The organism is Pedobacter miscanthi (genome assembly GCF_032678605.1).
Lineage (GTDB): Bacteria > Bacteroidota > Bacteroidia > Sphingobacteriales > Sphingobacteriaceae > Pedobacter > Pedobacter miscanthi_A.
In genome coordinates this window covers 420,236-445,743 of record NZ_JAVTSU010000003.1, presented here as the reverse complement: position 1 = coordinate 445,743, position 25,508 = coordinate 420,236, and the positions used below count along the sequence as shown (strand labels likewise).

Annotated in this window: 22 protein-coding genes and 5 tRNA genes; 1 reads left to right on the top strand and 26 read right to left on the bottom strand. The window is 37.4% G+C overall.

Annotation, left to right across the window (positions count from 1 at the left end; all coding sequences use genetic code 11):
* Positions 1–54: 54 nt before the first annotated feature.
* From R2R28_RS07045 to rpsU, 22 genes are all read right to left on the bottom strand, one after another.
* Positions 55–2,289 carry an alpha-L-fucosidase gene (locus R2R28_RS07045; protein ID WP_316824984.1) on the bottom strand — a complete coding sequence of 745 codons (2,235 nt, stop codon included), beginning with the start codon at positions 2,287–2,289 and terminating at the stop codon, positions 55–57.
* Between the two features lie 92 nt (positions 2,290–2,381).
* The gene (locus tag R2R28_RS07040) at positions 2,382–3,509 is read right to left on the bottom strand and encodes an SGNH/GDSL hydrolase family protein (RefSeq protein ID WP_316824983.1); all 1,128 of its coding nucleotides are present in this window, start codon (positions 3,507–3,509) and stop codon (positions 2,382–2,384) included.
* Between the two features lies 1 nt (position 3,510).
* Positions 3,511–5,244: a DUF4091 domain-containing protein gene (locus R2R28_RS07035; protein ID WP_316824982.1), complete on the bottom strand. Its 1,734-nt coding sequence runs from the start codon at positions 5,242–5,244 to the stop codon at positions 3,511–3,513.
* 122 nt (positions 5,245–5,366) lie between these two features.
* A complete protein-coding gene (locus tag R2R28_RS07030) occupies positions 5,367–5,609 on the bottom strand; it encodes a hypothetical protein (RefSeq protein ID WP_316824981.1) in 243 nt (80 codons plus the stop codon).
* Between the two features lie 93 nt (positions 5,610–5,702).
* Positions 5,703–9,989, bottom strand: a complete 4,287-nt coding sequence (gene rpoC, locus R2R28_RS07025) for a DNA-directed RNA polymerase subunit beta' (protein WP_316824980.1) — start codon at positions 9,987–9,989, stop codon at positions 5,703–5,705.
* Between the two features lie 87 nt (positions 9,990–10,076).
* Positions 10,077–13,880 (bottom strand): DNA-directed RNA polymerase subunit beta, encoded by a 3,804-nt coding sequence (gene rpoB / locus R2R28_RS07020; protein WP_316824979.1) that lies wholly within the window; start codon positions 13,878–13,880, stop codon positions 10,077–10,079.
* 157 nt (positions 13,881–14,037) lie between these two features.
* Positions 14,038–14,415, bottom strand: coding sequence for a 50S ribosomal protein L7/L12 (gene rplL, locus R2R28_RS07015; RefSeq protein WP_029279312.1), 378 nt, complete (start codon positions 14,413–14,415; stop codon positions 14,038–14,040).
* Positions 14,416–14,479: 64 nt separating this feature from the next.
* A complete protein-coding gene (gene rplJ, locus R2R28_RS07010; protein WP_108200815.1) occupies positions 14,480–15,001 on the bottom strand; it encodes a 50S ribosomal protein L10 in 522 nt (173 codons plus the stop codon).
* A 2-nt stretch (positions 15,002–15,003) separates the two neighbouring features.
* Complete coding sequence (gene rplA / locus R2R28_RS07005; protein WP_187593734.1) at positions 15,004–15,702, bottom strand: 50S ribosomal protein L1; 699 nt, start codon at positions 15,700–15,702, stop codon at positions 15,004–15,006.
* 20 nt (positions 15,703–15,722) lie between these two features.
* Complete coding sequence (gene rplK / locus R2R28_RS07000) at positions 15,723–16,166, bottom strand: 50S ribosomal protein L11 (protein WP_010601094.1); 444 nt, start codon at positions 16,164–16,166, stop codon at positions 15,723–15,725.
* Between the two features lie 225 nt (positions 16,167–16,391).
* Positions 16,392–16,910 (bottom strand): hypothetical protein, encoded by a 519-nt coding sequence (locus R2R28_RS06995; RefSeq protein WP_316824978.1) that lies wholly within the window; start codon positions 16,908–16,910, stop codon positions 16,392–16,394.
* A 132-nt stretch (positions 16,911–17,042) separates the two neighbouring features.
* Positions 17,043–17,582 carry a transcription termination/antitermination protein NusG gene (gene nusG / locus R2R28_RS06990; protein WP_025143263.1) on the bottom strand — a complete coding sequence of 180 codons (540 nt, stop codon included), beginning with the start codon at positions 17,580–17,582 and terminating at the stop codon, positions 17,043–17,045.
* Positions 17,583–17,591: 9 nt separating this feature from the next.
* Positions 17,592–17,789: a preprotein translocase subunit SecE gene (secE, locus tag R2R28_RS06985; protein ID WP_025143264.1), complete on the bottom strand. Its 198-nt coding sequence runs from the start codon at positions 17,787–17,789 to the stop codon at positions 17,592–17,594.
* 110 nt (positions 17,790–17,899) lie between these two features.
* Positions 17,900–17,970: transfer RNA gene (locus R2R28_RS06980), tRNA-Trp, on the bottom strand.
* A gap of 56 nt (positions 17,971–18,026) precedes the next feature.
* The gene (gene tuf / locus R2R28_RS06975; protein ID WP_187593732.1) at positions 18,027–19,214 is read right to left on the bottom strand and encodes an elongation factor Tu; all 1,188 of its coding nucleotides are present in this window, start codon (positions 19,212–19,214) and stop codon (positions 18,027–18,029) included.
* 127 nt (positions 19,215–19,341) lie between these two features.
* Positions 19,342–19,413, bottom strand: a tRNA-Thr gene (locus R2R28_RS06970).
* Between the two features lie 79 nt (positions 19,414–19,492).
* A tRNA-Gly gene (locus R2R28_RS06965) sits at positions 19,493–19,568 on the bottom strand.
* 80 nt (positions 19,569–19,648) lie between these two features.
* A tRNA-Tyr gene (locus tag R2R28_RS06960) sits at positions 19,649–19,731 on the bottom strand.
* A gap of 39 nt (positions 19,732–19,770) precedes the next feature.
* Positions 19,771–19,843 (bottom strand) — tRNA-Thr (locus R2R28_RS06955).
* Between the two features lie 552 nt (positions 19,844–20,395).
* Positions 20,396–20,743, bottom strand: coding sequence for a ribosome hibernation-promoting factor, HPF/YfiA family (hpf, locus tag R2R28_RS06950; RefSeq protein WP_025143266.1), 348 nt, complete (start codon positions 20,741–20,743; stop codon positions 20,396–20,398).
* Positions 20,744–20,757: 14 nt separating this feature from the next.
* Positions 20,758–21,639 carry a tyrosine-type recombinase/integrase gene (locus R2R28_RS06945; protein WP_316824977.1) on the bottom strand — a complete coding sequence of 294 codons (882 nt, stop codon included), beginning with the start codon at positions 21,637–21,639 and terminating at the stop codon, positions 20,758–20,760.
* A gap of 161 nt (positions 21,640–21,800) precedes the next feature.
* The gene (gene rpsU / locus R2R28_RS06940; RefSeq protein WP_025143268.1) at positions 21,801–21,995 is read right to left on the bottom strand and encodes a 30S ribosomal protein S21; all 195 of its coding nucleotides are present in this window, start codon (positions 21,993–21,995) and stop codon (positions 21,801–21,803) included.
* Positions 21,996–22,163: 168 nt separating this feature from the next.
* Here rpsU and R2R28_RS06935 point away from each other — a divergent pair, with 168 nt between their 5' ends.
* On the top strand, positions 22,164–22,550 hold the full coding sequence (locus tag R2R28_RS06935) for a hypothetical protein (protein ID WP_316824976.1): 387 nt from the start codon (positions 22,164–22,166) through the stop codon (positions 22,548–22,550).
* A gap of 95 nt (positions 22,551–22,645) precedes the next feature.
* Here R2R28_RS06935 and R2R28_RS06930 read toward each other — a convergent pair whose 3' ends face one another.
* The 4 genes from R2R28_RS06930 to R2R28_RS06915 form a co-directional block, all read right to left on the bottom strand.
* Complete coding sequence (locus R2R28_RS06930; protein WP_316824975.1) at positions 22,646–22,822, bottom strand: DUF6496 domain-containing protein; 177 nt, start codon at positions 22,820–22,822, stop codon at positions 22,646–22,648.
* 185 nt (positions 22,823–23,007) lie between these two features.
* Positions 23,008–24,159 (bottom strand): acyl-CoA dehydrogenase family protein, encoded by a 1,152-nt coding sequence (locus R2R28_RS06925; protein ID WP_316824974.1) that lies wholly within the window; start codon positions 24,157–24,159, stop codon positions 23,008–23,010.
* 386 nt (positions 24,160–24,545) lie between these two features.
* Positions 24,546–24,812 carry a helix-hairpin-helix domain-containing protein gene (locus R2R28_RS06920; RefSeq protein WP_316824973.1) on the bottom strand — a complete coding sequence of 89 codons (267 nt, stop codon included), beginning with the start codon at positions 24,810–24,812 and terminating at the stop codon, positions 24,546–24,548.
* Positions 24,784–25,446: a helix-hairpin-helix domain-containing protein gene (locus tag R2R28_RS06915; protein ID WP_316824972.1), complete on the bottom strand. Its 663-nt coding sequence runs from the start codon at positions 25,444–25,446 to the stop codon at positions 24,784–24,786. Before R2R28_RS06915 ends, R2R28_RS06920 begins: the two co-directional genes overlap by 29 nt.
* Positions 25,447–25,508: the final 62 nt, after the last annotated feature.

Below are 25,508 nucleotides of genomic sequence, written 5' to 3'. Positions count from 1 at the left end.
GGAATTTAAAGTATAAAGTGCTAAATAAAATTAAATTGGATTTAAAGTTGTTTTTTATTTCTCCAAAAAATCAAGTTCAGCAATGGCAAGTGTCTTTTTATTGCCTGCAATTGTAGTTGCTTTTAGCTGTACATATTTTGTTGAAATTACATTTTTAAAATAATGTGTTCTTGGTGTGGGATCGTTAACCAGGTTACCAAATTCGAAGTTTTCTATATCTTTCCAATTTTTACCATCGCTGCTGGTTTGTAGTATTCCTTTTTCTAGCATTCCATCAGCAAAATCGGTAGGTGGCGTATAAATAAAGCCCGTTAATTGATGTGTATTGCCCAAATCTACCGCAATGTAATGTTGATCGTGGTTTGCATTTGAAAGCCAGTAAGTTTGTTTTTTAGCATCAAATGCCATTGCTACACCATGTTTTGCATCATCACTATCAGTAGTTAATAGTTTCCAGTTCTTTTTCGCTAAACCAAATGATTCTGATGCCAGAGGTCCTTTTTCTTTATTGGTAATGGCTATCGCCTTTATTTCGCCTTTTAAAACTTCGATTGGAGAGATATACCTTTTAGCTGATGCATCAGGTATGCTCCCATCAGTAGTATAATAAATTTCGATGCCTTTATTCAAATTGGCCGTAGCGTTTTCTCCGTGGGGTTTCCAGCCAAATTCATGCGTTTTTGGAGAAATGGTGGTTAAACCGTTTATATCCCGGGTAAATTGTAACTGCGGTGGACGGGTGCGGTAATAATGTGCCGATATGGTAGCAATTGCAGGATTAGCCCTCGATGATAAAATGGTTAACCGCAACTTTGAAGTCGTAATTTCAGGAAAACGTAAAACCCGTTTATACCCGATATTAGTTCCTGCTGCAATTTTTTGCCATTTATTATCGATCCACGCTTCTAACTGATGCTCTTTTACGCGTTCGCTGTGGCTGGCAATATCTTCCTGTAAAACAATCCGGTTTACGGTAACTGGTTTAAGCGTGTTAATTTCTATACTTTTTTGTTGATCAGTAAGTAAAATAAAAGTATTTAAGTCCTGATCAAGCACTTGTTTTGCGCCTTTTGCACCTGCGAGCAAGTTTTTACTATAAGTTTCGTTAATCCTCTTACCTACTTCATTCAGTACGCTTACATCTTCATCAGCGAATTTTCCATTCCGGTTTGGCGGAATGTTGAGCAAAAAGGTAGAATTACCTCCTACTGAACGTTCGAAAATATCAAAAACATCATCGGCACTGCGTACTTTTTGTTTTTCATCATCACGATAAAACCAGCCTTCTCTTATTGAGGTATTGGTTTCGGCCTGTTGATAGTGCAGGTATTTCGCTTTATAAAGTTCGTTATCGCTGCCTAAATCTTTGGCCGTCATATCCGGAAAATGTGCTGCTGTATCAGGATCCGCGCTATAGGGTAAAACATTCCATTCGGTTTCGCGGGTTCCCCCGGCTTCGTTTCCACACCAACGGATATCTTCTTTCCCAAAAATTACTGCTTTTGGCGCTAAAGTATGGATCAGCTTTTTCCAGGCAGCGTAATTGTATTTCTGGCCACCTTTGGTTTTAGGATGCGCACCATCAAACCAAACTTCATCAACCGGACCGTATTCTGTTAATACTTCAAACAACTGGTTCAGAAAATATTCGTTATAATCATCAACTTCGAATTTAAATTTAGTTTTGTTTATAAATGGGCGGCCAACTATTTCCCTTGGGATGGTCCTGGTGGTTATTTTACTCAAATTGCCATATAAGCCATCAGGATTTTCAATCTGATATAAATCAGCAGGAGATAAATAAATGCCCAGTTTTAAACCATACTTTTTGCATGATGCTGAGAGGTTTTTCAAAATATCACCTTTGCCATCTTCAAAACCGGAAGACATGATGCCGTGTTTGGTATAACGGCTCTGCCAGAGCACAAAACCATCATGATGTTTTACAGTAATGATTACCATTTTCATACCTGCAGATTTCATGGACTGACACCATTGGTCGGTGTGCAGCTCTTTCAGGTCGAAAACTTTAGGATCTTCCTTACCATTTCCCCACTCCATCCTGGTAAAGGTATTCGGACCGATATGGATAAATGCAATAAATTCGTTTTTTAAAGCGCTTAATTGATTGGGGGTTGGCCCTACGTGGCTCGCCTTTGCAATAATGACGGCCTTACTATCACTTGGTAAAACCTCAATAGTATTCTGCGGTTTTATAGTATTACTTTGTGCTACAGCGTTTGCTATAAACGAAGCCATTATGGCCGATGTAAATATTAATTTTCTCATTAAATTGTTTCGCACCTAAAATTAAGTTTTGATTAACATCGATCCATAAAGCATTTTAGCTGTTTATTAAGGTAAATTAAAGATGAGTAAGCCTATTTTCTATCCATTAAAATTTTGCGGATGCTTTTTTCATAAGCATCGGCATATTGCATCATACCAAAATCGTTAGGGTGCGTACCATCAATGGTACTGTTATCAGTAAAACCGATCTCTTTTGCGGTTAAAACATAAAGATCTTTAACACCTGATTGCTTTAATTTTTGATAGGTTTTATATAAGATCTGAGAAGTCCAGATGTATCTGCCTGTTAATTCTGTATCCAGATTCACATTAGTCAGGCCAGAGCTATGTTCAACCAGTAAAATGGGCGTATTAGGGTGTTTTGTTTTTAAGCTTTGTACTGAGGCAGTAATGCGCTTCTCGATTTCTTCTGCAGGATACACTTTTTTATCGTGCAGGTTGGGCTGGCAATCGAGCACGAAAAGTTTTGCATCTGTCTGGTTCATTAAATCAATCAATGGTGTTTCTAACCGGCCATTGCCAGAAAAGCCCAGGTTAATAACTGGGAGCCCCAATTTCCGTCCAAGAATATTCAACCAGGCCATACCCGGTCTGCTTGCACTCGCACCCTGCATAATAGAGGTACCATAAAACACCAAGGGTGTTTTATCATTAGCTTCTTCTACCGCAAATTGATCATTTACACCCACTCCTATTTTTAACCATTTTGGTGTATTATATAGAGGCAGATACAAACGAAATTTCTTGATTTTTACATTCTGGTCGAAATTTGCATAACTGTAAGTAACTGTATCTCTATAACTATACGCCGCTTTCATCCAATGCCAGTTACCATAATTATCCTCTGCATATAAATCGACTCCGCTTACGCCCAATGTTGGCATATTATCTAAACTTTTCCCTCCCTTAAGCAGGTATTTCACCACGATTTTCTGTCCTGTGGTGCTAAAATCGATGTATTCGCCTGCGGTATTTTTGGCCAAATCCCATACTTCTTTACGTACATCTTTCTCGGATCCTGTAGGTAGCCGCGCATAATAATTGACGCTATCGACATTTTGCCATACTTTCCCTTTTAATGTTGCGTAACTATTGGCCTGTGGATTGAACCATTTAATATTGTTATCACCTTGTGCATATATTGGTTTGTAATAGATAAGGGAAATCAGCAGGGCAAGCAAAAAAAATTTAAGCCTCATTTTATTTATTTAATAGTGGTTTTACACTTTGTAATACTTCATCTGCCGTAATGGTTGATAGAGATTTGATTTCAAACTTTGTTAAAGCTTTATTTAACCCGGCAAGTGCAGCTGTATTTTTATTTTTGATATAAAGTGCTTGTAGTTGTTTAATTTTCTCGAAATCCTGTGCACCTTCGATCATTTTTTCGAAACGAACAGAGGTTAAGGGGCCTGGATAAACCATATAGGTATCGCCTGCAGGCCAGGCGGTAAAACGGGTATCGTTTAATGGATTTTTTGTCCAGCTATTGTAGGCCCAGCGCAAATAACCATCCATATTTTTATTGGCCGTGTACCAGCCCATCCATACCTGTTCTGCCGGGGAAGAAAAACTAAAAGCATTTGGATAAGGTTCGGTACAACAGGTGTACCACGTACTGGTTTTACCTGCTTTGTTGCGCTTCTGCAATACATCAGCAGGAAATTCCCATCTGGATGCAATGCAATAATTATCGATGTCTTTTTCTATTTCCTGGTGATATTCTCCTGCTAGAGCGATCTTCCACTGCGGATCAACACTTTTTAGCAATTTAATCACCGCCTGCATGGCCTTCATCGGACGTTCGTCCATAGCAATATATGTTTTCTGGAACCAGTTTTTTGCTTTTAAGTGTTGAGTAAAATCAGTAAGCATAGTTTTCCAAAAGGCATCATATGCAGGTGTACCGATCGCTTCGGTAAATACAGTTTCTTTTTGGGTTGCTTCATCCCAATAGGTAAAAGCAATTTTCCATGGTACCATGCTATAACAATTAATGCGCTGATTAATGCCTGTAGTCATCACGAAAGCCACATACTTATCAAACAGACTATAATCATAAATCCAATTGCCATCTTTTTTCTTTGTCCACTTGATTAAACTTGGGTAATCATCGTAAGTTTGGTGACCCCAGGGCTCGTTTACAATGCTAGCCGTAATGGTTTTCTGCCCGGCATTGGCTAACATCTCATAATAAGGTTTCATTAGGGCATAATGTTCTTCGCTCCATAATTTCACCTGATGTACACGGGCGATTGCTGCCGGATGCTGCCATAAATCGAGGTCATATTTCCATTGGGATGGAGCGGGTAAAGTTTTGTCAAGAACCTCAATTTTAATGGGTAAACTGTATTCTTTTTCTGCTTTGACTTTTATAGTTCCAGCGTAAATTCCGGCTTTTGTAGCAAATGGAACTTTTATACTTAACCAAACTGGTTGTGTATTTTTAGCATTTATGGTTATGTTAGTTGTTTTTGTATCGATCAGATCAGCAACATACGATGAATCAAAATCTGCAGCTTTACGGTAGCCGCAACCATTTCTAAACTCATCGGTAATGACATATTTAATGATACCGGCGCTAAGGTTTTCTTTTTTAATGCTGTTGCCTTTTGGATCTTTGAGATCAAACAGTTGTATACTTACATTAGCCCTGTTGCTTTTGGTCCAAAGTAGTATTTGGGTGTGTATTTTTTCACCTTTCCAGGCTGAGGTATTCCATGAGTTTTGAATGGAGACCGTTGGGGGTACTTCTTTCGCAAACCTTTGATTGCTATTGGCGAAGCTAATATTTAACGCGTTTGCGGTGTTTTCCCATTGTTTGTTTAGGGTTTCGCTGTTTGGTAGTTTTGGCTTCTGAAGGTCTAAACTTACATCCTGCGCGGCACTTGTTAAGCCTAAACCCATTATTAATATCACTGATAAAAACTTCATAAACCTAAGTTAATGAAACCGGTCAGAATAAGGTTAAGAGTTTGGGAAGCTGCCTTTACGCAAACGTTTGATGGATTGTAACGATATGGATAGATAAGATATCGATAGTAAAATAAAAAGAATTATTTAATCATAAAATTTACAATTCCTATTACAGATCCAATAATGGCTAAAAATTGAATTAACCCTACAACATATATTGTTTTCTGCATACTAGCTATATCTTCTTTAGTAGCTAAAACCTCACGTTTATTATCAAATTCAGATTTAACCTCGGCTTTTACAAAAGAAACCAACTGCTCAGCCTCTTGCTCTCCGAGTTTAGCCTTTAGAATCTGGAAAAGTTGAATTTCTGTAACACTCATGTGTTTATTTTTTAATTATTAAAGTTACAAAATCTATTCCAAACAAAAAAACCCCGACAAAATGCCGGGGTTTCAAATTATTTAGATTAAAATCTAAACTTCTACTTCTTCTTGTTTCGAAGCCAATAATTTATCGTATTCTTCCTGAGAACCAACGATGATTCTTTCGTAACCACGTACACCAGTACCTGAAGGAATTAAGTGACCAACGATCACGTTTTCTTTCAAGCCTAACATATTATCGCGTTTACCTGCAATCGCCGCCTCATTTAATACTTTCGTAGTTTCCTGAAACGAAGCCGCAGAAATGAACGATTTAGTACCTAATGATGCACGTGTAATACCTTGTAAGATAGAACTTGCAGTTGCTGGTCTTGCATCTCTAACCGTGATCTGTTTTAAATCTTTACGTTTCAACTGAGAATTTTCGTCTCTCAATTTACGTAATGAAACAATCTGACCTGGTTTGATATCTGTCGAATCACCTGCATCTTCTACTACTTTCTTGTCGTACATTGCATCGTTCTCGTCGGCAAAATCCCAACGGTCAACAGCATTGTTTTCTAAGAAGATAGTATCACCTGGATCTTCAATGTGAACTTTCTGCATCATCTGGTGAACAATTACCTCGAAGTGCTTATCGTTAATTTTTACACCTTGTAAACGGTAAACCTCTTGAATACCATTTACTAAGTATTCTTGAACCGCTGCAGGGCCTTTAATTGATAAGATATCTGCCGGAGAAATTGATCCATCTGATAAAGGCATACCTGCTTTTACAAAGTCATTATCCTGTACAAGAATGTGTTTCGACAATGGAACAAGGTATTTTTTAACTTCACCATCTTTCGATTCGATTGTGATTTCACGGTTACCACGTTTAACGCCACCTAAAGTTACCACACCATCAATCTCAGTTACTACAGCTGGGTTAGATGGGTTACGTGCTTCAAATAGTTCCGTTACACGAGGTAAACCTCCCGTAATATCTCGGGTTTTACCAGTTGCACGAGGAATCTTAGCGATAATCTGTCCAGTTTGGATAGCTTCACCTTCATCAACTGAAACGTGGGCTCCTACCGGAATGTTATAACCTTTAATGAATTCACCTTTCTTATCAACGATCTGAACTGAAGGGTTTTTTGTTTTATCACGTGTATCGATAATTACTTTTTCACGGTGACCAGTTTGCTCATCTGATTCTTCACGGAAGGTAACACCTTCAATGATGGCATCAAATTGTGCTTTACCGGCAAATTCTGAAAGAATAACCGCGTTGTACGGATCCCATGAACAGATTTTATCACCTTTTGCAAGTTTATCACCTTCTTTTACGAATAAGAATGCACCGTAAGGAATGTTGTTGGTTACAATGATACGTCCGGTTCCTGGCTCAACAATTTTGAACTCACCTGAACGACCCAATACTACCTGAACTGTTCCTTCTTCTGTTTGTGTATCAACAGTACGGATATTTTCGAATTCGATTACACCATCAAACTTAGCTACGATGTTTGATTCTGCAGCAATGTTTGATGCAGTACCACCCACGTGGAAAGTACGAAGTGTTAACTGTGTACCCGGCTCACCGATTGATTGTGCTGCAATTACACCAACTGCCTCACCTCTTTGAACACGTTTACCAGATGCTAAGTTACGACCGTAACATAATGCGCAAACACCACGTTTGTTCTCGCAAGTTAATACCGAACGAATTTCGATACCTTCTAACGGAGATTCTTCGATCAGTTTAGCAACTTCTTCGTTGATATCTTCACCAGCACTTACTAATAATGAGTTATCCAAAGGATTGTACACATCATGTAATGAAGTACGGCCTAAAATCCTGTCGTATAATGGCTCAACGATATCTTCCTGATCTTTTAACGCAGTTGTGTACATACCTCTTAAAGTACCACAATCAACAGAGTTAACAATCATATCTTGTGCAACATCATGTAAACGACGGGTTAAGTAACCCGCATCAGCTGTTTTTAACGCCGTATCCGCCAAACCTTTACGTGCACCGTGAGTAGAGATAAAGTACTCTAATACCGATAAGCCTTCTTTAAAGTTTGATAAGATCGGGTTTTCAATGATATCACCACCTGAACCAGATTTTTGAGGTTTCGCCATCAAACCACGCATTCCGCAAAGCTGACGAATCTGCTCTTTAGATCCACGTGCTCCAGAATCAAGCATCATATACACCGAGTTAAAACCTTGGTTATCGCTTGATAACTGGTTCATTACGAATGTAGTTAACCTGTTATTGATACGTGTCCAGATATCGATGATTTGGTTGTAACGCTCGTTGTTGGTAATGAAACCCATGTTATAGTTGTTTCTTACCTCTTCAACTTCGTTAGCAGCCTGCTCTAATAAAGTATGTTTTTCAACCGGAATGTTAACGTCTTGTAAGTTGAACGATAAACCTCCCTGGAATGCCATACGGAAACCTAATTCTTTGATATCATCCAAGAATTGAGAAGAACGTGCCATACCAGTCATTTTAACAACTTCACCGATAATATCTCTTAACGATTTTTTAGTTAATAACTCGTTGATATAACCAACTTCTTCAGGAACCATTTGGTTAAACAACACCCTACCAACAGTAGTTTCAGTTAATTTATTAACGATAGAACCGTCATTTTGCTTAACATTTACCCTTACTTTGATAAAAGCGTGAAGATCTAATTCTTTCTCGTTATAAGCGATGATCACTTCTTCCGGAGAATAGAAATTCGAATCCTGTCCTTTTACAACTCTAGTTTCATCTGTACGTCTTCCCTTGGTAATATAGTACAATCCTAGTACCATATCTTGACTCGGAACGGTTATTGGAGTACCATTTGCAGGGTTTAAAATGTTGTGTGCTGCCAACATTAATACTTGGGCTTCCAAAATTGCTGCGTTACCTAACGGTAAGTGGACAGCCATCTGGTCACCATCAAAATCGGCGTTGAATGCAGTACAAACTAATGGGTGTAACTGTATGGCTTTTCCTTCAATTAATTTTGGCTGGAAAGCCTGAATACCTAATCTGTGTAAGGTAGGTGCACGGTTTAATAATACCGGGTGACCTTTTAATACATTTTCTAAGATATCCCAAACTAATGGATCTTTTCTATCAACGATTTTCTTAGCAGATTTAACTGTTTTTACCACACCACGCTCAATCATCTTGCGAATAATGAATGGTTTGTAAAGCTCAGCAGCCATATCTTTAGGAATACCGCACTCGTGTAATTTAAGGCTAGGCCCTACAACAATTACCGAACGAGCTGAATAATCCACACGTTTACCTAATAAGTTCTGACGGAAACGACCTTGTTTACCTTTCAGGATATCTGAAAGTGATTTCAAAGCACGGTTACCTTCAGTTTTTACCGCGTTAACTTTACGTGAGTTATCGAATAACGAATCTACAGCTTCCTGTAACATACGTTTCTCATTACGTAAAATTACCTCTGGTGCTTTAATCTCGATCAAACGTTTTAAACGGTTGTTACGGATAATTACACGACGGTATAAATCATTTAAATCTGAAGTAGCGAAACGACCACCTTCTAATGGAACCAACGGACGTAATTCTGGTGGAATAACCGGAACGATTTTAACAATCATCCACTCAGGGCGATTCTCAATACGTGTATTAGCACCACGGAAAGCTTCAACAACCTGAAGACGTTTTAAAGCCTCATTTTTACGTTGTTGAGAAGTTTCGTTAGCAGCCTGGTGACGTAAATCATAAGATAAAGTATCTAAATCAATACGTTTTAATAAATCTTCTAATGCTTCAGCACCCATTTTGGCGATGAATTTATTAGGATCTTTATCGTCTAAATATTGGTTTTCTTTAGGTAATTTATCTAAGATATCTAAATATTCTTCCTCTGTTAAGAAGTCCATATAGTTGATACCCTCTTCAGCCATTAAGCCTGACTGAATAACTACGTAACGCTCATAATAGATAATTAAATCTAATTTTTTAGTAGGTAAACCTAATAAATAACCGATTTTGTTTGGTAAAGAGCGGAAGTACCAGATGTGTGCAACAGGAACCACTAAAGCAATGTGTCCCATACGCTCACGACGTACTTTTTTCTCCGTTACTTCAACACCACAACGATCGCAAACAATACCTTTATAACGGATACGTTTGTATTTACCGCAATGACATTCGTAATCTTTTACCGGACCAAAAATACGCTCACAGAACAAACCATCACGCTCAGGTTTGTAAGTACGGTAGTTAATGGTTTCTGGTTTCAACACCTCACCGCTTGAACGTTCCAAAATAATTTCTGGAGACGATAAGCTAATCGTGATTGATGTGAAATTGCTTTTTAATTTATTATCCTTTTTGTAAGACATATCTTTTTGTTTTTAGTAGCAAGTACTTAGTATCAAGTATCAAGATTGGATTATACATCTTGATACTTGATATTTAATACTCGATACTTAGTCTAACGTAATATCTAAACCTAAACCGCGTAACTCATGTACCAATACGTTAAACGATTCTGGTACACCTGGAGTTGGTAGGTTTTCACCTTTAACAATGGCTTCGTAAGTTTTGGCCCTTCCGATCACATCATCCGATTTAACGGTTAAGATCTCCTGAAGGATATTAGCTGCACCGAATGCCTCTAATGCCCAAACCTCCATCTCACCAAAACGCTGACCACCGAACTGGGCTTTACCACCCAATGGTTGTTGTGTAATTAATGAGTATGGTCCGATTGAACGGGCGTGCATTTTATCATCAACCATGTGACCTAGTTTCAGCATGTAAATAATACCTACTGTTGTAGTCTGATCGAAACGCTCACCTGTTAAACCATTGTATAAGTAGGTTTTTCCTGAAGCAGGAACACCGGCTTTAGCAATCCACTCTTCAACCTCCTGGTGGGTAGCACCATCAAAAATCGGCGTTGCAAATTTAACACCCAATTCCTGTCCTGCCCATGCCAAAATAGTTTCGTAGATCTGACCAAGGTTCATACGTGAAGGTACACCCAGTGGGTTCAACACGATATCAACCGGACTACCATCAGCTAAGAAAGGCATATCTTCATCACGTACAATACGTGCAACAATACCTTTGTTACCGTGACGACCTGCCATTTTATCACCTACTTTTAATTTACGTTTTTTAGCAACATAAACTTTTGCCATTTGTACGATTCCCGAAGGAAGCTCATCACCTACACTGATCGCGAATTTATCGCGTTTGTAAGCACCAAGTTCTTCGTTAACACGGATACCGTAGTTGTGAAGCAACATTTTAATCAACTCGTTTTTGTCCTCATCAGTAGTCCATTTGTTAGGGCTAATGTGGTTATAATCAAGTTCTGCTAAAATTTTCTGAGTAAATTTAGCGCCTTTAGCAACCAATAATTCTTTGTAAATGTTAAATACACCCTGAGATGTTTTTCCGTTTACGATAGTGAATAATTTATCAACTAATTCTGCTTTTAATTTTTCAGTGATATTGTTATATCCTTTGTCTAATTTCTCAATTGCCGATTTTTCTTCAGCTTTTGTAGTTTTCTTAGCACGGCTGAATAATTTAGTATCAATTACCACACCCTGGATTGAAGGAGGAGTTTTTAAAGACGCATCTTTAACATCACCTGCTTTATCACCAAAAATTGCACGTAGTAATTTCTCTTCCGGTGAAGGATCAGATTCTCCTTTTGGAGTGATCTTACCAATTAAAATATCACCTTCTTTTACATCAGCACCAATACGGATAATACCATTTTCATCAAGGTCTTTAGTAGCCTCTTCAGAAACGTTAGGGATATCTGGTGTTAATTCCTCTTCTCCACGTTTAGTATCACGTACTTCTAATTCAAACTCTTCGATATGCAATGAAGTGAAAATGTCATCACGAACAATACGCTCGTTGATTACAATCGCATCCTCAAAGTTGAAACCTTGCCAAGGCATGAACGCCACTTTCAAGTTTCTACCTAATGCCAATTCACCGTTTTGAGTTGCATAACCTTCGCAAAGCACTTGTCCTTTAGTAACTTTCTGACCTTTTCTTACAATTGGTTTTAAGTTGATACAAGTATTCTGGTTGGTTTTTTTGAACTTAATTAAACGGTAAGTTTTGCTATCACCTTCAAATGAAACTAAACGATCATCTTCGTTGCGCTCATATTTAATGGTAATTTCATTAGCATCCACATATTCTACAACACCATCACCTTCTGCATTGATCAAAGTTCTCGAGTCACGTGCAACTCGACCTTCTAAACCTGTACCAACGATTGGCGCTTCAGGACGTAACAAAGGCACGGCCTGACGTTGCATGTTCGATCCCATCAAAGCCCTGTTCGCATCATCATGTTCTAAGAACGGAATTAACGAAGCAGCGATTGAAGTAATCTGGTTAGGCGCAACGTCCATTAAGTCTAATTTCTCAGGCTCAATAATCGGGAAGTCACCCTCGTAACGCGCTTTAACGCGTGGCGTGGTAAATACACCTTTATCATCATACTCTGCATTGGCCTGAGCGATGGTTTTACCATCTTCATCTTCTGCAGATAAATAAATAACGTCTGAATCTACAACTACTTTACCATCTTCAACACGTTTGTATGGTGTTTCAATGAAACCTAAATTATTGATTTTAGCATGCACACAAAGTGATGAAATTAAACCAATGTTCGGTCCCTCTGGAGTTTCAATCGTACATAAACGACCATAGTGCGTATAGTGAACGTCACGTACCTCGAAACCGGCACGCTCACGTGATAAACCACCTGGACCTAGGGCCGATAAACGGCGTTTGTGTGTGATCTCTGCCAATGGATTCGTTTGATCCATGAACTGAGACAACTGGTTGGTACCAAAGAACGAGTTGATAACCGATGATAACGTACGGGCGTTAATCAAATCAGTTGGTGTAAACACCTCATTATCGCGAATGTTCATACGCTCACGGATTGTTCTGGCCATACGGGCTAAACCAACACCAAATTGTGCGTACAATTGCTCACCTACCGTACGTACACGACGGTTAGATAAGTGATCGATATCATCTACCTCTTCTTTTGAGTTGATCAGTTTGATCAGGTATTTCACAATCGCAATAATATCTGCTTTTGTTAATACTTTTACCTCATCAGGGGTATTCATTTTCAATTTACGGTTAATGCGGTAACGACCAACATCACCTAAATCGTAACGTTTATCCGAGAAGAACAAACGATCAATGATACCACGAGCAGTTTCCTCATCAGGTGGTTCTGCATTACGCAAAGCACGATAGATGTTCTCAACAGCTTCTTTTTCTGAGTTTGATGTATCTTTCTGTAATGTATTATATATAATGGTATAATCAGCCTGACTTGCGCCATCTTCTTTTGATAAGATGATGCTTTTTACGCCAGCTTCGATAACCATATCAATGTGTTCGTCTTCTAAAACGGTTTCTCTTTCAAGAATCACTTCATTACGGTCGATAGAAACTACCTCACCAGTATCTTCATCAACAAAATCTTCAACCCATTTTTTCAATACCCTTGCAGCGAGTTTACGACCGATGTATTTCTTTAAACCTGATTTGCTAACTTTTACTTCGTCGGCAAGATCAAAAAGTTCTAAGATATCTTTATCAGAATCGTAACCGATAGCACGTAATAAAGTGGTAACCGGGAATTTTTTCTTACGATCGATGTAAGCATACATTACGTTGTTAACGTCTGTAGCAAACTCGATCCATGAACCTTTGAAAGGAATAACACGTGCCGAATACAATTTGGTTCCGTTAGTGTGACGGCTTTGGCCGAAGAACACACCTGGAGAACGGTGTAATTGCGAAACGATAACACGTTCTGCACCGTTGATAACAAATGTACCTTTTGGTGTCATATACGGGATCGTACCTAAGTACACATCCTGGATAATGGTTTCAAAATCTTCATGTTCTACATCATTACAAGAAAGCTTTAGCTTTGCTTTTAATGGAACATTGTAGGTTAATCCACGCTCAATACACTCGTGTATATCGTAACGTGGCGGATCAACAAAATAATCAAGAAACTCTAATACGAAGATATTTCTTGAATCTGTTATTGGAAAGTTTTCAGCAAACACTTTAAACAAACCTTCGCTTGAGCGATCGTCTGATGTAGTATCTATCTGGAAAAATTCTCTGAATGATTGCAATTGCACATCCAGAAAATCCGGATAGTCTATAATGTGCTTACTAGTTGCAAAATTTACTCTTTGTTCGACTGTCTTTGCCAATGGACTAAAAGATTTTAGTTTAAGAATAAACTATTTGTTTGGTTTCGTTTCCAAGCATGCTCATTAACCAAACAAAATGAGATGTTTATAAACAGGTAAAGACACCGACATTTTCAGTCGGTGTCTAATACATTTTTAGCTTAGCTAAGTTAAGTGATTACTTAATCTCAACTACTGCTCCAGCTTCTTCTAATTGTTTTTTAAGAGCTTCTGCTTCGTCTTTAGTAACACCAGCTTTTAATTCTTTTGGTGCTCCGTCAACTAAGTCTTTTGCTTCTTTCAAACCAAGGCCAGTTAAGTCTTTAACAAGTTTCACAACTGCTAATTTAGCGCCACCAGCTTCTTTTAAGATTACATCAAATGATGTTTTTTCTGCAGCAGCAGCAGGTGCATCACCACCAGCAGCAGGACCAGCAACTACAGCAGCAGCTGCAGGCTCGATACCATACTCGTCTTTTAAGATTTGAGCTAATTCGTTAACTTCTTTAACGGTTAAGTTTACTAATTGCTCAGCAAACGATTTTAAATCTGCCATTTTATTAAGATTTTAAAAATTTACGTAAAAATAATTTTGTTTTATTGCGAACTTAAGGTGTTCGTTAACCTTCTCTCTCTTGTAGAGTTTTAACAATTCCTGCAATTTTGCCTCCGCTTGATTTAAGCGCAGATATAACATTCTTAGCTGGTGATTGTAATAATCCAACGATATCTCCGATAAGCTCTTCTCTTGATTTCAAGCTTACTAAGTTATTCAATTGGTCATCGCCAACATATACTGATGAATCTATAAATGCTGCTTTAAGCAATGGTTTATCAGATGTTCTTCTCAAAGCTTTAATCAACTTCGCCGGAGCGTTTGCTGTTTTTGAGAATAATAATGATGATGAACCTTTAAGGGCTTCGTATATCTCAGAAGCATCGCCATCTAAACCTTCAATCGCTTTGCGGATTAAAGAGTTTTTAGCAACTTTCATGATGATATCACCTTCAAAACATTTGCGACGGATATTATTGATCTGCTCAACAGAAAGGCTAGAAGTATCAGCAATGTAAAAATTGCCATACTCTTGCATTTGTCCTTGTAGTTCTAAAACTACTTCGTTTTTTTCTTCTCTGTTCATGATTAAATCCCCGCTACTGATTTTGTTTCAATTGCAATTCCAGGACTCATTGTAGAAGACACGTGAATGCTTTTAAAATAAGTTCCTTTAGCAGCAGATGGTTTTAATTTAGAAATTACCTGAATGATTTCAAGTGCATTCTCATAAATTTTATCTGCTGGGAATGATACTTTTCCTATCGAGGCGTGTATGATACCCGTTTTGTCTACTTTAAAATCAATCTTACCTGCTTTAACCTCTGTTACAGCTTTACCAACTTCGTTGGTTACTGTTCCAGATTTTGGGTTAGGCATTAAGTTCCTTGGACCTAAAACACGGCCCAATTTACCTACCTTAGCCATACAAGCTGGTGTAGTGATAATAATGTCTACATCGGTCCAACCACCTTCAATTTTAGCTACATACTCGTCTAAACCTACGAAGTCTGCACCAGCTGCTCTTGCTTCTTCTTCCTTATCAGGAGTTACCAAAGCTAAAACACGTACAGTTTTACCTGTTCCGTGCGGTAAAGTAGCAATACCACGCACCATTTGATTCGCTTTACGCGGATCAACACCTAAAGATACATCAATATCAACTGATGCATCGAATTTAGTGGTAGTGATTTCTTTTACCAAAGCAGCAGCAGCCTGTAAAGTATAAGCTTTACCAGCTTCTATTTTAGCATGTGCCTTTTTTTGATTTTTAGTTAATTTCGCCACTGTTGTAAACTGTTTTTTAATTAATTGTTCCAGGGTGCGTCACCAGAAACGGTGATCCCCATACTGCGTGCTGTACCGGCAACCATACTCATTGCAGATTCGATTGTAAATGCATTTAAATCAGGCATTTTATCCTCAGCAATAACTTTAATCTGGTCCCAGGTCACCGATCCAACTTTTTTACGGTTAGGCTCAGCAGAACCACTCTGTAATTTAGTAGCATCTTTTAACTGGATAGCTACAGGAGGGGTTTTGATGATGAAATCGAATGACTTATCAGCATAAACAGTAATTACAACTGGCAATACTTTACCTGCTTTATCTTGGGTACGAGCGTTGTACTGTTTGCAAAACTCCATAATGTTCACCCCCTTAGCACCTAATGCAGGCCCTACTGGTGGCGATGGATTTGCAGCTCCGCCTTTGATCTGTAATTTGATCATTGCACTGACTTCTTTTGCCATTTTGTGTTTTTTGTTTATTTAAAACTCAATGTTAAATATTGGAAGCATGTAACATTTATTTTCCTTAGGGCTCCTATAAAGCTTAAAGGACTGCAAAGATATGGATAATCTTGCAGACGCACAATAGTTTGAGAAAAATATATTTTTATTATATCTAATGCGTTAATAACATATCTCAATCAATTAGCCACTGGGTGCTAACCAGATTATTAAATTAAGCCATTCCTATTTCGCATTCAATATCTCTAAGATTTGATTTAAGGCATCCACTATTTCTTTATCAGACAATATTGTTGATGTTTTAGGCTGGGCAATACTTTTTATCACTTTATTACCATGCAAATAATAACGCGTTTCGACAGTATTTTTTATCTTAGAATCCTTCAAGTACATTGGCTTATCATAAAATATCTCCTTCCTGAATACAAAGAATAACTCATTCTTATTAAGGTAATAATCAGCTTCAGCTCTTCCTGTTTCACCATAGAAAACAGCATAAATCTTTTTTAGCCCACTTTTATCATAATAGCCGGTTACCTCTCCGCCTTCTGCCGACATGTCTGGCGCATTCTTAAATTTCTTTTTATAAAACCTTAAATATTTATTGATTGTAGAAAAGTCTGATTGTATTTTTTTGATGATAGTGGGCGTATCTATCGATATTTTTATGGAACGGTGATGCATACTGAAACCGTCAAAAGCATAACAAAATATACAGACCAAAAATACAATAAGTACTTTCATAGTTATAACGATTTTTAAACACTATTATCTTACTAAAGATAAACTAAACCTTAAATGGTCAGGCCTAAATTGATCTAAAACAAAAGGCCCTAGAAAATAAATTCTAAGGCCTTTAATATCATGAATAATTTATTACTCTTTTTCTACTTGCATGTAGTTAAGCTCTAGTGGGGTTTTACGACCGAAGATTTTAACCATAACTTTCAGCTTTTTCTTCTCTTCGTTTACCTCTTCGATAATACCTGAGAAACCATTGAAAGGTCCGTCCATTACTTTAATGCCTTCGCCAACGTAATAAGGAACATTCATTGTTTCTCCCTGCTCGCTCATTTCATCAACCACACCTAAAATACGGTTAACTTCTGCCTGGCGCATTGGGATTGGGTTACCAGCTTTATCGCCTAAGAAACCGATAACACTGTTAATGCCTTTAATAATGTGCTCTAACTCTCCATCTAATGTAGCTTCGATTAGCACATAACCAGGATAAAAGTTACGCTCTTTAGCAATTTTTTTACCATCTTTCATCTGGTAATATTTCTCCATCGGTATTAATACCTGGGGAACCAAATGAGAGAAACCTAAACGGCTGATCTCAGCATCTATGTACTGTTTTACTTTCTTTTCTTTACCGCTAACAGCCCTTACAACGTACCACTTTAGATCGCTCATTAGATAATATTAATTAGAAAGTGATTTATAAAAAGTATCCAATACAAACGTAGATCCTTTATCCATTGCAAAAATTACCAATGCAATAATCAAGGAAGCTACCAAAACAAGAATTGCAGAACTTTGAAGTTCGCCCCAAGTAGGCCATGTAACCTTATTGGTCATCTCATCGTACGATTCTTTTATAAACTCAACTACTTTAGCCATATTAAAATTGTTAAATGAATGAATGCCTAAATGAGTGAATGATAATATCCGAAAGTTACCTTTCAAATGCAATCATTCACTCATTCAAAATACTCAATCATTATATTAAGCACGGGAACAAGGATTCGAACCCTGATCAAAGGTTTTGGAGACCTCTATTCTACCGTTGAACTATTCCCGTGTGTATAAAAAAGAGCTAGCCTAAACTAGCTCTTTTTATATTGTTACAGCTTAAAATTAAGCTAAGATTTCAGTTACCTGACCAGCACCTACTGTTCTACCACCTTCACGGATAGCGAAACGTAGACCTTTTTCCATTGCAATCGCGTTAATTAATTTAACAGTGATTGTAACGTTATCACCTGGCATTACCATTTCAGTTCCTTCAGCTAGTGAGATCTCACCAGTTACATCTGTAGTACGGAAATAGAATTGAGGACGATATTTGTTGAAGAATGGCGTGTGACGACCACCTTCTGCTTTTGATAATACATAGATCTCAGCTTTGAAATCAGTGTGAGGAGTTACTGAACCTGGTTTACAGATTACCATACCACGACGGATATCAGTTTTCTCAATACCACGTAACAATAAACCTACGTTATCACCAGCTTCACCATAATCTAAGATCTTACGGAACATCTCAACACCAGTTACTGTAGATTTTAAGTTCTCAGCACCCATACCTAAGATTTCAACCGGATCTCCAGAGTTGATTACACCACGCTCAATACGACCAGTTGCTACAGTACCACGACCAGTGATCGAGAATACATCTTCAACAGGCATCAAGAATGGAAGCTCAGTTAAACGTGGAGGAATTGGAATGTAGCTATCTACAGCATCCATTAATTCCATAATTTTTGCTACCCATTTAGCATCTCCGTTCAAACCACCTAAAGCAGAACCTTGAATAACAGGAATATCATCACCAGGGAAATCGTAGAACGATAATAATTCACGAACTTCCATTTCTACTAATTCTAATAATTCAGGATCATCAACCATATCCACTTTGTTCATGAATACAACCAATGAAGGTACACCAACCTGACGAGCCAATAAGATGTGCTCACGAGTTTGTGGCATTGGACCATCAGTAGCAGCAACAACGATAATAGCACCATCCATTTGAGCCGCACCTGTAACCATGTTTTTAACATAATCCGCGTGACCTGGACAATCTACGTGTGCGTAGTGACGGTTTGCAGTTGAATACTCAACGTGCGCAGTATTAATAGTAATACCTCTTTCTTTTTCCTCAGGAGCTGAGTCAATTGAATCGAATGAACGTGCCTCAGATAAACCTGCATCAGCTAAAACTTTTGTAATAGCTGCTGTTAAAGTTGTTTTACCGTGATCGACGTGACCGATTGTACCGATGTTTAAGTGCGGTTTACTACGGTCAAATTTTTCTTTTGCCATTTTATTTATAACTAATTAGTAGGTTAACTTTTTATTAATTTTTTATTTATTGTTTTGATACAATGCAACACAAAAAACCTTGTCTACCCTGCATATTAAACAGATTTAACAAAGCTTTATTATCCTGAGCCAACTATGGGAATTGAACCCATGACCTCTTCCTTACCAAGGAAGTGCTCTACCGCTGAGCTAAGTCGGCTTTTAGTTTCCAGTTTCAGCCTTTTGTTTTTAACTAAATTAAAACCGCAACCAATAACTGCCCACTTTTCTAATTTTACTGGAGCGGAAGACGAGGTTCGAACTCGCGACCTATAGCTTGGAAGGCTATCGCTCTACCAACTGAGCTACTTCCGCTTTTAAAATTAGTGATTGATTGAATGAAAGAATGAGAGATTTATTCTATCATTAAAACATTTGGTCATTCATTTAAAGTGTGGGGAGAGAAGGATTCGAACCTTCGAAATCTTGCGATAACAGAGTTACAGTCTGTCCCATTTGGCCGCTCTGGAATCTCCCCATTTTTTACTTTAAAATGCTAACACTTTAACATAAAAAGAGCCTCCTATCGGAATCGAACCAATGACCTACTGATTACAAGTCAGTTGCTCTACCAGCTGAGCTAAGGAGGCTTTAAATTTTGTGCAATGATACGAAAAATCTTCATTTTTCATACTATTAACGTGTTTTTTTAAAACTTTTATCTTTTTAAAGAACAACCCTTTTCTTTCTGGCTTAACACCGTTTCCGAAAGGGAATGCAAATATACACACTTATATTTCACTTCAAAATTATTTTGAAAAAAAATGATAAAGTTATTTTAGTTAAGCAGCTTTACACACCTCAAGGAGCTTAATAATCAATCTCTTAAAATCGAATATTTTTTTTCTTTTTTTTCAAGCCTATCCCCTTAAAAAACAGCTTCAGGATCTATAACCACAATAAGCAATAAAAAACAAGGGAGAAATAAATTTCAATAAAAGTTAAAATTAGGTCATCAAGAATATTTTTTTGTAAGAATTACATAAAAAAAATGAAATTGATTTATGGAGAATCGAACAAAAAGAGCTTAACCTGAAGCAGAAATTTAATTCAATATTTTAAAATTTATGCTAAAGCCAGAAAAAAAAGAGCGATACATTTTATTTGTACCGCTCTTCTGCATTTATATTTTTTGTGCTATTTTAGTAATCAGCAGCTTCGCTTTCGCTTAAAATTGCTTTATGCTCGCTTAATTTTGCACGCGTTTTATCTTTATGTTTAGTGATTTGTTTCCTTAACGATTCGATGGCCAGATCAGTGGCTTCTTCAAATGATTTACATTGTTCTTTAGCAAACAGGGTACCTCCCGGCACAATGAGTTTAATCTCACTGATTTTGTTGGCCTCGTCCTCTACGTTCTCTAACTTTAAATACACTTCGCCGCTAATGATCTGGTCAAAAAACTGATCAAGCTTATTTGCTTTCTTCTGTATAAAATCTAACAACTTACTGTCTGCACTGAAGTGGATTGATTGAACTCCGATTTTCATTTTTCCTCCTTTTTTTACGCCTTTGGATGGGCTTGTTTATAAATTGTTTTTAATCTTTCGATCGAATTGTGGGTATAAACCTGGGTTGCCGCTAAACTGGCATGCCCCAAAAGTTCTTTGATCGCATTTAAATCTGCTCCTGCATTTAGCAGGCTGGTGGCATAGCTATGCCGCAACACGTGGGGACTTTTCTTTTCATTGGTTGATATATGGTTTAGGTATGAGGTAACAATACGGTATATCAATTTAGGATATGCTGCTGCACCTGTATTGGTAACGATTAATATAAGTAAATTGTTATTAAAGTTTTGCAACTTTTTTAGCTCGATATAGGTATTTACCTGATTGATAAGCTGTTTATTTATGGGGATAATTCGTTCTTTATTTCTTTTACCCAGCACTTTAATGGTGCCGGAATAAATATCGATGTCGGTATCTTTTAACTGCAGGAGTTCTGTTAAACGCATACCAGTTCCGAAAAGCAATTCGATTACCAGGTGATCGCGACGCGACGGGAAACCATCATCGAAATAATGCTCCGAATCCAACAAATGATCCATTTTCTGGGCTTCAACAAATACAGGAAGTCTTTTGGGGATTTTAGGTGCTTTAATTAAGGCACTAGGATTTTGATCAATCTTACCAGAGTGGTGCAAAAACTTATAAAAACTTCTTAAAGTGGAAATTTTTCTGTTGATGCTATTTTCTGAATTCCCTTTTTCCATCAGCTCAACCATATAACTTCTCAGTTGAGCATGTTTAACTTCAAGAAAATCCAGTTCTAATGCCTTAATAAATACTTCAAACTGATCTAAATCGGTTTGATAAGAAGTAACGGTATGCTGCGAATAGCGCTTCTCGTGGGTTAAATATGTGATAAAACTTTTTAGCAACATTCAATATCTTTTTGCGGGGCATTGATATGAAGTTACAAATTGTTTTGATATAAAGAAATCATTAATTAATTGTTTATTGTAAAGTTTTGGATAGTACAAAAACAAAAAAGCCCTCTCGATTTTACATCGGGAGGGCCTTAATACATTTATATCGTGAACAACTAAGAAGTTGTATCTAGATTCATATTCTGAATGTAAACAGCATGTTTAATTTCAGTACGGCGAGCAACGGATTTTTTCTCGTATGCTTGGCGACTACGTAGTTCTCTCAATACACCAGTTTTTTCAAACTTTTTCTTGAAACGTTTAAGGGCTTTATCTAATGATTCGCCGTCTTTAATGTTGATAATGATCATAACGCTGAAATACCTCCTCTCGTGGTTTTTTAAATTTTCCCGTGTTAACGGGCTGCAAATGTAAGCAAAATATTGAAAATGAGAAAGATTTTATAAAAGAAATTTTATTTAAATCATTCGCTAAACTTATCTGTTGTTTAGCTACATTTATATATACATTTATCATATATGACAACAGGCAAAAAAGTAGGCTCAATTATCGCAGTTATAGTTTTTATTATAGTCGTTGCTATCTGCTATTACCGTTATTTCTTTGTTTTTGGAGAAGGTGTTAAAGCCGGCGAATTAAACTACGTAGTAAAAAAAGGATACGTATTTAAAACCTACGAAGGTAAATTGATCCAAAGTGGCATAAAATCCCGACAAACGGGTACACTACAAAACAACGAATTTGAATTTTCTATCGCCAACAAGGAAATTGCTGATAAAATGATGGCCAATAGCGGCAAATTTTACGAATTGCACTATAAGGAATATAAACATACCCTGCCATGGCGCGGATTTAGTGTTTACGTAGTGGATAGTATTTTGACTACGAAGGATATACCGCAATAAGGGTTTAGGGTTTAGGGTTTAGGGTTTAGGGTTTAGGGAAAATTCTTATTTTGAAGATTTGTTTTTAAAACCTTACACCATAAACCTTTCGCCTTTTAACCTTTCTTCTTCGGTACCTTCGCACCTTCTTTTCTTGCTTCAGACAATCCAATGGCTACCGCCTGTTTTTTGGATGTCACTTTTTTCCCTGAGCCGCTTTTAAGCTTGCCCTCTTTCATTTCGTACATGGTTTTTTCTACTTTTTCACCAGCTTTTTCTGAATACTTTGCCATAACTTTAGTCTTTAGTCTTTAGTCTTTAGTCTTTAGTCTTTAGTTAAAACATTCATTCCAGCTAAGCGGTTTTGAAAATTTTTAAATTAAAAAAATCCGGAGGCGGTTAAACCATCCGGATTACTCATAATATATTTGGTTTGTTGTTTCTGCGTTAAGCAAGCTTTCAGCCTTAGTCTTTTAGATTAAGCTAATATTTCTCTGGCGATTACAATCTTCTGGATTTCGGAAGTGCCCTCGCCTATCGTACATAATTTACTGTCGCGGTAAAATTTCTCTACCGGAAAATCTTTGGTATAACCATAACCGCCAAATATCTGAACGGCATCTGTGGCTACTCTTACTGAAACCTCTGAAGCAAAATATTTAGCCATGGCAGATTCTTTTGTCATTGGCAAATGCCTGTTTTTTAAATCTGCAGCCTGACGGATCAATAATTCAGCCGCCTCAATTTCAGTTGCCATATCGGCCAGTTTAAAACTAATGGCCTGAAAGCTCGATATTGGCTGTCCAAATTGCTGGCGTTGTTTCGAATAAGCAACCGCAGCATCAAAAGCGCCTTTTGCAATACCTAAAGCCAAAGCAGCAATAGAAATTCTTCCACCATCCAATACCTTCATTGCCTGTTTAAAACCTTCGCCAACATTACCTAACAGATTGGCTTTAGGCACCCTGCAGTTATCAAAAATCATTTCAGTGGTTTCTGATGCACGCATGCCCAATTTATTTTCTTTTTTTCCTGCGGTAAAACCAGGTGTACCCCGCTCTACTACAATAGCCGAAATGCCTTTCGAACTTCCCTGCTCACCTGTCCTTACCATTAGAACGGCAATATCGCCGCTTTTACCATGGGTAATCCAGTTTTTGGCACCGTTAATAATATAGTCGTCGCCATCTTCAACTGCGGTGGTCATCATGCGCAAAGCGTCCGAACCTGTATTTGCCTCAGTTAAACCCCAGGCACCGATCCACTCGGCCGTTGCCAGTTTAGGTAACCACCTTTGTTTTTGCTCTTCATTGGCAAAGGCTAAAATATGACCAGTACACAAAGAGTTGTGCGCCGCTACTGATAAACCAATAGAACCACAAACACGGGCTACTTCTACAATTACATCAACATATTCCTGATAGCCCAAACCTGAACCACCATATTCTTCGGGAACCAAAACGCCCATCAAGCCTAATTCTCCTAATTGCTTAAACAATTCTACCGGAAAATGCTGTGCTTCATCCCACTCCATAATATTTGGACGAATGTTTTTCTCTGCAAAATCGCGGACCATAGCCTTTACATTCTGCTGAGTTTCTGTTTCTGAAAAATCGAAGCTTACGCTCATTAAATTTTATATTTTAAGTTAGTTGGAGGCAATTATAAACAATTATTTGATAGTTAGTTACCATTAAATATTCGTGCAATTACAGAATGAAATGGTATTTGGTTCAATTAGTTTATCGGTTAATTTTAAACCCTGCAATTGATTGGGAAAGTTTTTTTTTATTTTTTTTTTATAAAAATCTATTTACAATTAGGAAGGTGGTAATTTTGATTAATATGGTGGAAATTACAAGAAACGTCCCTACGGAACGAAACGCAATAACCTAGGGTTATTTGCTACCGGGAATCGTCCATGTGGGAGGGCAAACATTCATAATTCTGAAAGCAAGATTGTTATCCGAGTTAGTGAACGACGCAGCAGAGAAATCTGTATAAAGCATTTTACCTTTAAAAAGAAATGTAAGGTGCAATTTTATCAATCGTCTGTTGATTCAGGATGGCTATTTTTTTTAAATCAGCTATGCCGGAATAGTTACCATGTTGTTTACGGTACTGAATAATGGCATTGATTTGCTTATATGAAAGGTATGGGTTCCGTTTTAAATCATCAAAAACTGCAGTATTAACATTAATTGTTTTTAAAGGCGCATTACTTATTGAAACCTGGTCTTTAATTTCAGCATACTTAACTGAATCTAAACCATAAACTTCCATGAGCTGTTCTTTTTTGTAAAAAGCCACCTAAACGTTCACGGTATTTAAGAATTCTTTTAGCAAAAGCAGCACCAATTCCTTTAATTTCATCAAGCTGCGCAGAGTCTGCCTGGTTAATATCAATAATTACAGGTGCTTTTTTAACGTATTCTTTTTTCTCAAAAGGAAGATATTTTTTTGAGGCATTTACATTCTGATTTGCAATTTTAACATAAGGCAAAATCTTTTTATACATTTCGGGCGAAATGGTGTACATTTTCTGTAAATCCTCAGGTTTATAAAACTTTCCCCCTTTACCGGTATAATTAACAATTGCTTTTGCCTGTTTTGGCGATAAACCTAAAGTTTGCCAACCTTCGGCATTTAAGGTATTGGGATCGAAATTAAACAGTTTAGTTGTTTTTTCAGGGTATGAATTTTCAATCCGATCGCGTAGATTACTGGCGTATTTCTCATCAGCAACTGTTATTTTCTGCATTTTCGCTAAAAAACCAGGGTCATCTTTTTCTACTGGCCGGATATAACCATATATAAAAGGTATTGCCTTAAGCACAACAATAATCAATATCAACAACAACAATCCGTTGAACTCCCCTTTACTAAAACCGAAATATTTATTCAGCCAAATTCTCATTGATACGATATGACATGTGTATTATAAATATAAATCTTATTTTTGGGATTGCAAAACTGAGC

Coding starts and splice junctions, on each gene's coding strand:
- rplK (WP_010601094.1), bottom strand. CDS start 16,166: ATGGCAAAAGAAGTCAGTGCAATGATCAAATTACAGATCAAAGGCGGA.
- secE (WP_025143264.1), bottom strand. CDS start 17,789: ATGGCTAAAGTAGTTGAGTTTATAAAAGAATCGTACGATGAGATGACC.
- rplJ (WP_108200815.1), bottom strand. CDS start 15,001: ATGAACAGAGAAGAAAAAAACGAAGTAGTTTTAGAACTACAAGGACAA.
- rpoC (WP_316824980.1), bottom strand. CDS start 9,989: ATGTCTTACAAAAAGGATAATAAATTAAAAAGCAATTTCACATCAATC.
- R2R28_RS07045 (WP_316824984.1), bottom strand. CDS start 2,289: ATGAGAAAATTAATATTTACATCGGCCATAATGGCTTCGTTTATAGCA.
- R2R28_RS06925 (WP_316824974.1), bottom strand. CDS start 24,159: ATGAGCGTAAGCTTCGATTTTTCAGAAACAGAAACTCAGCAGAATGTA.
- R2R28_RS06935 (WP_316824976.1), top strand. CDS start 22,164: ATGACAACAGGCAAAAAAGTAGGCTCAATTATCGCAGTTATAGTTTTT.
- hpf (WP_025143266.1), bottom strand. CDS start 20,743: ATGAAAATCGGAGTTCAATCAATCCACTTCAGTGCAGACAGTAAGTTG.
- R2R28_RS06995 (WP_316824978.1), bottom strand. CDS start 16,910: ATGAAAGTACTTATTGTATTTTTGGTCTGTATATTTTGTTATGCTTTT.
- R2R28_RS07040 (WP_316824983.1), bottom strand. CDS start 3,509: ATGAGGCTTAAATTTTTTTTGCTTGCCCTGCTGATTTCCCTTATCTAT.
- tuf (WP_187593732.1), bottom strand. CDS start 19,214: ATGGCAAAAGAAAAATTTGACCGTAGTAAACCGCACTTAAACATCGGT.
- nusG (WP_025143263.1), bottom strand. CDS start 17,582: ATGAGCGATCTAAAGTGGTACGTTGTAAGGGCTGTTAGCGGTAAAGAA.
- rplL (WP_029279312.1), bottom strand. CDS start 14,415: ATGGCAGATTTAAAATCGTTTGCTGAGCAATTAGTAAACTTAACCGTT.
- rpsU (WP_025143268.1), bottom strand. CDS start 21,995: ATGATCATTATCAACATTAAAGACGGCGAATCATTAGATAAAGCCCTT.
- R2R28_RS06920 (WP_316824973.1), bottom strand. CDS start 24,812: ATGGAAGTTTATGGTTTAGATTCAGTTAAGTATGCTGAAATTAAAGAC.
- R2R28_RS07035 (WP_316824982.1), bottom strand. CDS start 5,244: ATGAAGTTTTTATCAGTGATATTAATAATGGGTTTAGGCTTAACAAGT.
- R2R28_RS06945 (WP_316824977.1), bottom strand. CDS start 21,639: ATGTTGCTAAAAAGTTTTATCACATATTTAACCCACGAGAAGCGCTAT.
- R2R28_RS07030 (WP_316824981.1), bottom strand. CDS start 5,609: ATGAGTGTTACAGAAATTCAACTTTTCCAGATTCTAAAGGCTAAACTC.
- R2R28_RS06915 (WP_316824972.1), bottom strand. CDS start 25,446: ATGAGAATTTGGCTGAATAAATATTTCGGTTTTAGTAAAGGGGAGTTC.
- R2R28_RS06930 (WP_316824975.1), bottom strand. CDS start 22,822: ATGGCAAAGTATTCAGAAAAAGCTGGTGAAAAAGTAGAAAAAACCATG.